A 6,476-nucleotide genomic window follows, 5' to 3' on the forward strand; every position below is an offset into this window, starting at 1 on the left:
ACATGGACACCGCATCGCGAGGCTGGCTCAACGGATTCATCGGCATGCTGATCTTCAGCGGCTCGCTGCCGGCGACGCGGGTCGCCGTGGCGGACTTCGATCCGGTCTTCCTCACCGCCGCGCGGGCCACGATCGCCGGCGCGCTGGCGCTGCTGGCCTTGTGGCTGCTGCGGGCGCCGCGTCCGACGCGCGTGCAGGCGGTGCCGCTGGCCATCGTCGCGGTCGGCGTCGTCATCGGCTTCCCGCTGCTGACGGCGCTGGCGCTGCAGCATGTAACCTCGGCGCACTCGGTCGTGTTCATCGCGCTGCTGCCGCTGTCGACGGCCGCCTTCGGCGTGCTGCGCGGCGGCGAGCGGCCGCGGCTGGTGTTCTGGATCTTCTCGATCCTCGGCAGCCTGCTGGTCATCGGCTTCGCGGCGGGGCAGGGACTCACGGCATCGCCGGCGGGCGATCTGCTCATGCTCGCGGCCATCCTCGTCTGCGGGCTGGGTTACGCGGAAGGCGCCAAGCTCTCGCGCACGCTCGGCGGCTGGCAGGTGATCTGCTGGGCGCTGGTGCTGTCGCTGCCGGCGATGCTCGCGCTCGCGCTGTGGCGCTTGCCGGCCAGCGTCGCCGGCGTCGGCGCGCCGGCGTGGATGGGGCTGGGCTACGTGTCGCTGTTCAGCATGCTGATCGGTTTCGTGTTCTGGTACCGCGGCCTGGCACAGGGCGGCATCGCCGCCGTCGGTCAGCTGCAGCTGCTGCAGCCGCTGTTCGGCCTCGCGCTCGCGGCCGGGCTGTTGCGGGAATCGGTGAGCCCGGCGATGCTCGCGGTCACCGTCGCCGTCATCGGATGCGTCGCCGGAGCGCGGCGCTTCTCGCGCGCCCGCTGACCGGCCTCGGAAGTCTCCCTTGCCCGCCACCGCCGCCGGTGGATCGGGCAAAAGTCCCGTCGCATCAGGCAAGCCATGACCCCTCGCTCCTTCCTAGACTGCTCGGGGTCACGACGCAGCAATCAGGAGATGGACATGGGTGCTCGCTTCGCATGGGATTCCTCTTGGTCCGGGTCGCTGTCATCGCCCTGCGCGATGGCGTGCACGGCGGTGTTGGGGATGGCGCTGGCGACGCCGCTCGTCCACGCGTCCGACGGGCCGGGCCACTTCACGCCGACGCCGATCTCGGCGACGCCGGACCGGCAGGAAGGGCTCGCCGCGTTCGCGCAACTGGAGCGGGTGCTGAAGCACCCGCGATGTCTGAACTGTCACGTGCCGGACTCCCCGTTGCAGGGGGACTTCAGCCGTCTGCACTACCCGCCGGTGCAGCGCGGCGCCGACGGCAAGGGCGTCGCGCCGCTGCAGTGTTCGACCTGCCACTCGACGCAGAACAGCCCGCTCCCTCACGCGCCGCCGGGTCTCGAGACCGACGGCAAGCCCGGCTGGCATATGCCGCCGGCAAACATGAAGATGAACTGGGTCGGCCTGCAGGGCGCGGCCCTGTGCAAGGTCTTCCGGGAGCCGAAGACCAACGGCAACCGTTCTCTGGCGATGCTGGAGCAGCACATGCTCACCGACCACCTCGTCGCGTGGGGCTGGAAGCCCGGCCCCGGCCGCGCGCTGCCGCCGCTGGACAAGGCCGCTTTCGACGGGCAGGTCCGGGCCTGGATCCGCAACGGCGCGCCCTGCGACGCCACCGAACCGCTGCGCAAGTCCGTCGGCACCACGAAGGCCGACGCGACGCAAGGCGTGGTCGAGCACCTGCGCGCGCTCGCCAGCACCACCACCACTACCAACACCACCAACGACCAGCAAGCTTCGAGGAGCCAGCCATGATTTCGTTCCGTCTCAACGGACAGGCGCAACAAGTCGACGTCCCGGGCGACACGCCGGTGCTGTGGGTCCTGCGGGACACGCTGGGCATGACCGGCACGAAGTTCGGTTGCGGCATCGCGGTCTGCGGCGCGTGCACGGTGCACATCGACGGCGAGCAGCGCCGCGCCTGCGTCACGCCGATCGAGTCGGTCGCCGGCCAGCAGATCACCACGATCGAGGCCATCGGCGGCGACCGCATCGGGCTGGCCGTGCAGGACGCGTGGGTCAGGCACGACGTCGTGCAATGCGGCTACTGCCAGAGCGGCCAGATCATGGCCGCGGTGGCGCTGCTCAAGACCAATCCCAAGCCCAGCGACGCCGACATCGACGCCGCCATGAGCGCCAACCTCTGCCGCTGCGGCACCTACGTGCGGATCCATGCCGCCGTCAAGGACGCCGCGCTCGCGCTGGCCTGAAGGAGCACGACATGCGACCCATGTTCCAGTACCTGAGCGGCGAGTTGCCTGAGGGCATCGAGGATGCCGCCGGTTCCCCCGACGCTGCGACCGGCGAAGTCAGCGAGATGCGCGGTCTTGGCCGTCGCGTTTTCCTGAAGATGAGCCTGGCTTCCGGCTTCGCGCTGTACGCGACCGGCGCCGGCGCGCAGGAGGCCGCCGGGAGCGGTGCTTCCGCCGCGAGCGCGCCCGGTGGCGCAGGCGCGCCGGAGGGCCTCAAGCCCTTCCAGCAGCCGTCGGCCTTCGTCGCGATCGACGGCGACGGCATCGTCACGGTGACGATCGGCAAGATCGACTTCGGCCAGGGCGTGCAGACGGCGTTGCCGATGCTCGTGGCCGAGGAGCTGGACGCGGACTGGAGCAAGGTCCGCTGCGAGCTCGCGCCGGCGGGCGAGGCCTACAAGGATCCGTTCTTCCACATCCAGATGGTGGGCGGCTCGACCAGCATGAAGGCGTCGTGGCAGCAGTACCGTGAGATCGGTGCGCGGCTGCGCGCGATGCTCGTGGCGGCCGCGGCAAAGCAGCTGAACACGCTGGCCGCGCAATTGCGGACCGATTCGGGCAGCGTCGTCGCGCCGGACGGCCGGCGGCTTGGCTACGGCGTGCTGGCGCAGGCGGCGTTCGCCGAGCCGGTGCCGGCGACCGTCAAGCTCAAGGAGCCGTCGCAGTTCAAGCTGATCGGCAAGCCGACGAGTCGCCTCGACGCGCGCGCGAAGTCGACGGGGCGGCAGGACTTCGGCATCGACGTCAAGCTGCCGGACCTGCGCACGGTGGTGATGGTCCACCCGCCGGTCTTCGGCGGGAAGGTGGCGAGCTTCGATGCGGCGGCTGCGCTCGCGGTGCCCGGCGTCGAGGAGATCATCCAGGTCCCGCTCAGCAGCGGCGCGACGGGGCTCGCGATCATCGCCAACGGCTTCTGGCCCGCGCGCAAGGCGCGCGAGCTGGTGAAGGTCGAGTGGGACCTGAGCGGGCTGGAGCGCGTCGACAGCGCGGCGCAGCTCGAGCAGTTCCGCGCGCTGGCGAAGCAGCCCGGCGCGTCAGTGCAGAAGGCCGACACGTCGGCGCTGGAAGCCAAAAGCGCGGCGACGGGCGCGGCGAAGGGCGGCAAGGCGGCGCCGGGCCGCATCACGGCGGAGTACACCTTCCCGTACCTGGCCCACACGCCGATGGAGCCGCTGAACTGCACGATCGACTTCCGCGGCGACCGCTGCACGGTGTGGGTGGGCTCCCAGTTCCAGACGGTGGACCAGGCGCAGGTGGCGGGCGTGCTCGGCCTGAAGCCGGAGCAGGTCACGCTGAACACGATGACCGCGGGCGGGGGCTTCGGTCGCCGCGCGACGCCGACCTCGGACTACCTCGTCGAAGCCGCGCAGGTGGCCAAGGCGCGTCATGCCGCGGGCAGGCGCGGTCCGATCAAGATGATCTGGACGCGCGAGGACGACGTGCGCGGCGGCTACTACCGCCCGACGCATCTGCACCGCGTCGAGATCGCGCACGACGGCAAGGGCCTGGTCCTCGCGTGGAAGCATGTGATCGTGGGCCAGTCGATCACGATGGGCACGCCGTTCGAAGGCTTCATGGTGAAGGGCGGCGCCGATGCGACGATGACCGAAGGCGTCGCCGAGAGCGCCTATCCGTTCCCGATCGCGCTGGACGTCCACCATCCCAAGGTCAACGTGCCGGTGCTGTGGTGGCGCTCGGTGGGGCACACGCACACGGCCTTCGTGATGGAGACGCTGGTCGACGAGCTGGCGCGCGCCGGCAAGATCGATCCGGTGGCGTACCGGCGGCAGCTGCTCGCCAAGCATGCGCGGCACATCGCTGCGCTGGATCTCGCGGTCGAGAAGTCCGGCTACGGCAAGACCCGGCTGGCCAAGGGCCATGCGTGGGGCGTGGCGGTGCACGAGTCCTTCAACACGGTGGTCGCCTACGTGGTCGAGGTGTCGATCAAGGACGGCCGGCCGGTGCTGCACAAGGTCACGGCGGGCGTGCACTGCAACCTCGCGGTGAACCCGCGCACGATCGAGGCGCAGGTGCAGGGCGCGCTGGTGATGGGCGTGGGCATGACGCTGCCGGGCGCGCAGATCACCTTGAAGAACGGCGAGGTCGAGCAGGGCAACTGGAACGACTACCGCGTGCCCAGCCATGTGGACGCGCCCAAGGTGGACCTGCACGTCGTGCCGTCGGCGGATCCGCCGACCGGCATGGGCGAGTGCGGCGTCCCGCCGATCGCGCCCGCGATCGCGAATGCGATGGCGGCGCTGACGGGGAAACGCATACGGAGTTTGCCGTTTCCAGTGTGATCAAGCGAGTGTCGGCCGCCACCTCCTCCCTTGTTGCGCGAGCATCTGGAAGTTCTGCGAATCAAGCGAATGACTCGGCGGTCGCTCTCTCCTGCTGCTCCTCGCCTGGGTCGCGCTCTGGGACACCGCCGACCTCGCCAGGCAGGCTCCAGGTCTTGAACAGCATGTAGGTGCCGAACAGTCCTGTCAGGCGTTCGTGCTCTTCTTCCTTCCAGATCTTCTGGAGTTTCTCCACCATCACCTTGGCAGGAGCCGCCTGATCGGGACGCGCTGCCGACGCAGCGGAGCGCATCACCCGCAGGGTACGCATCCGGGCAAGCGCGCTGAGAATGTGGCGTTCGCCGTCGTTCTTGAAATACAGAGAGAGGGCCATGCCAAAGGCCAATGCGCATTTCAGAACGTCCGGTCCATCGGGCGGGATCTTGAAGTACGCCAGGTAGTGTTCGATCAGGCCCCAAGTCGATGCCAGCTTGTAGTGAGGACTGGCCTCCGTGATCAAAGCATCTTTGGTGAACCCCATGACGCCAGCCATGTAGAGCTCGGCCAAGGTGCCGGCCGCACCCGCGTCGTCGGCGTTGGAGATCGACGTGTGAGCGTTCAGAGCGCGGAAATCGAGGTCCAACGGCACCGGGTCTGCGAACGCGTTGCCCAGAGCGAAAATCAGGCGACAGAATTCGCTCGTTGCCGATGCGGCCACGGTCAGCGGTCCGACACCGCGTTCAAAGTCAGAGCGGTCCATGAAAGGAAGAAAGGCACGAAGCCCGAGCCCCTGCTGAATCAGAGCTTGCTCAGATATCCGTGAACATCCGCGACAGGTAGAACGGGCCTTTCTCCGCCAGTCGAGCAAGCAATTCGGAGGACGAATCACTGCCGACTTTTCCGGAATATTGCTTCTTGAGTTGTTGGTGCCATGCTTCCGCCGCCACCCACAGCTCCTTCGATTCAGACAGAGTCCTTGCCGCTTCTTGCGCCATCGCGTCAAGCTGCTTGAAATTCGGCAGGTCGGAGAACTTGGTGATGTTGGACATTCGCTCACTCCTTTCTGGAGAAACCGGAATCGATGCGGCAAATGCTAGTTCCGGCGAACGCGCCCGTCGATGACCTATCCCAGTAGAAACCTCACGGGGCCAGTCGTTGCCTCGCCACGTCCTTGACCCAAGGCTGTGCTTCCCAGTGCGCTTTGGCGAAGGCATCGATCTGCTCGCGATAGGTCATCGACAGCCCGATCGCGTCGAGACCTTCCAGCAGCATCCGCTGATGTCGCGGCAGCATGTCGAAGCGCGCCTCGACGCCGCCCGCGCTGCGCAGCGTCAGCGACTCGACGTCGATGGTGACGGCATTGCCGGGTACGTGGTCCGCTTCGGCCATCAGCCGGAGCACGTCCGCCTCCGGCAGCGCGACGAGCAGGAGTCCGTTGCCCATCGCATTCGAATAGAAGATCTCGCCGAATCCAGGCGCGACCACCGCGCGGATGCCCGCCTGCTGCAGCCCCCAGACCGCGTGCTCGCGGCTCGATCCGCAGCCGAAGTTGTTGCCGCCGAGCAGAACCGACACGCCGGCGTACTCGGGCTTGTTGAGGACGAAGTCCTCGCGCTCGCGGCCGTCGGCGTCGAAGCGCAGGTCGTAGAGCAGCCCGTCGCGCAGGCCGCTTTTGTCGATGCCGCGCAGGAACTGCTTGGGCATGATCTGGTCGGTGTCGAGGTTCTCGAGGCGCAGCGCGGCGGTGCGGCCTTCGACTTGGCGGACGGGGTTCATCGCGGGATCTCCTGCGTGGCAGCTGCATTCGGCGCCGTGGGCGCGGGGGCCAGGCGGCGGACGTCGGTGAGGCGGCCGGTCACCGCGGCGGCGGCAGCCATCGCGGGGCTCATCAG

General features: G+C 68.4%; 7 protein-coding genes. 4 read left to right on the plus strand and 3 right to left on the minus strand.

Annotation, left to right across the window (positions count from 1 at the left end):
- Nucleotides 1–2: 2 nt before the first annotated feature.
- The 4 genes from VF536_RS00510 (at nucleotide 3) to VF536_RS00525 (ending at nucleotide 4,605) form a co-directional block, all read left to right on the plus strand.
- Nucleotides 3–872, plus strand: a complete 870-nt coding sequence (locus VF536_RS00510) for a DMT family transporter (RefSeq protein WP_331612801.1) — start codon at nucleotides 3–5, stop codon at nucleotides 870–872.
- A gap of 135 nt (nucleotides 873–1,007) precedes the next feature.
- A complete protein-coding gene (locus VF536_RS00515; protein WP_331612803.1) occupies nucleotides 1,008–1,808 on the plus strand; it encodes a hypothetical protein in 801 nt (266 codons plus the stop codon).
- Nucleotides 1,805–2,263 carry a (2Fe-2S)-binding protein gene (locus VF536_RS00520; protein WP_331612804.1) on the plus strand — a complete coding sequence of 153 codons (459 nt, stop codon included), beginning with the start codon at nucleotides 1,805–1,807 and terminating at the stop codon, nucleotides 2,261–2,263. The genes VF536_RS00515 and VF536_RS00520 overlap by 4 nt, the downstream gene beginning before the upstream one ends.
- 11 nt (nucleotides 2,264–2,274) lie before the next feature.
- Nucleotides 2,275–4,605 (plus strand): xanthine dehydrogenase family protein molybdopterin-binding subunit, encoded by a 2,331-nt coding sequence (locus VF536_RS00525; protein WP_414710240.1) that lies wholly within the window; start codon nucleotides 2,275–2,277, stop codon nucleotides 4,603–4,605.
- A gap of 61 nt (nucleotides 4,606–4,666) precedes the next feature.
- On the opposite strand, the gene VF536_RS00530 is transcribed toward VF536_RS00525, so the two are convergent.
- The 3 genes from VF536_RS00530 to leuD all read right to left on the minus strand — a co-directional run bounded on the left by VF536_RS00530 (nucleotide 4,667) and on the right by leuD (nucleotide 6,360).
- On the minus strand, nucleotides 4,667–5,344 hold the full coding sequence (locus tag VF536_RS00530) for a hypothetical protein (RefSeq protein WP_331612806.1): 678 nt from the start codon (nucleotides 5,342–5,344) through the stop codon (nucleotides 4,667–4,669).
- Nucleotides 5,345–5,393: 49 nt separating this feature from the next.
- Nucleotides 5,394–5,633, minus strand: a complete 240-nt coding sequence (locus tag VF536_RS00535; RefSeq protein WP_331612807.1) for a hypothetical protein — start codon at nucleotides 5,631–5,633, stop codon at nucleotides 5,394–5,396.
- A gap of 91 nt (nucleotides 5,634–5,724) precedes the next feature.
- The gene (leuD, locus tag VF536_RS00540; RefSeq protein ID WP_331612808.1) at nucleotides 5,725–6,360 is read right to left on the minus strand and encodes a 3-isopropylmalate dehydratase small subunit; all 636 of its coding nucleotides are present in this window, start codon (nucleotides 6,358–6,360) and stop codon (nucleotides 5,725–5,727) included.
- Nucleotides 6,361–6,476 lie beyond the last annotated feature (116 nt).

This window comes from Roseateles sp. (assembly GCF_036486225.1).
In the GTDB taxonomy this organism is placed as follows: domain Bacteria; phylum Pseudomonadota; class Gammaproteobacteria; order Burkholderiales; family Burkholderiaceae_C; genus Roseateles.

Excerpts from the sequence above, each read along its gene's own strand:
- VF536_RS00510 (WP_331612801.1), top strand. The coding sequence starts at position 3 with ATGGACACCGCATCGCGAGGCTGGCTCAACGGATTCATCGGCATGCTG.
- VF536_RS00515 (WP_331612803.1), top strand. The coding sequence starts at position 1,008 with ATGGGTGCTCGCTTCGCATGGGATTCCTCTTGGTCCGGGTCGCTGTCA.
- VF536_RS00520 (WP_331612804.1), top strand. The coding sequence starts at position 1,805 with ATGATTTCGTTCCGTCTCAACGGACAGGCGCAACAAGTCGACGTCCCG.
- VF536_RS00525 (WP_414710240.1), top strand. The coding sequence starts at position 2,275 with ATGCGACCCATGTTCCAGTACCTGAGCGGCGAGTTGCCTGAGGGCATC.
- VF536_RS00530 (WP_331612806.1), bottom strand. The coding sequence starts at position 5,344 with ATGGACCGCTCTGACTTTGAACGCGGTGTCGGACCGCTGACCGTGGCC.
- VF536_RS00535 (WP_331612807.1), bottom strand. The coding sequence starts at position 5,633 with ATGTCCAACATCACCAAGTTCTCCGACCTGCCGAATTTCAAGCAGCTT.
- leuD (WP_331612808.1), bottom strand. The coding sequence starts at position 6,360 with ATGAACCCCGTCCGCCAAGTCGAAGGCCGCACCGCCGCGCTGCGCCTC.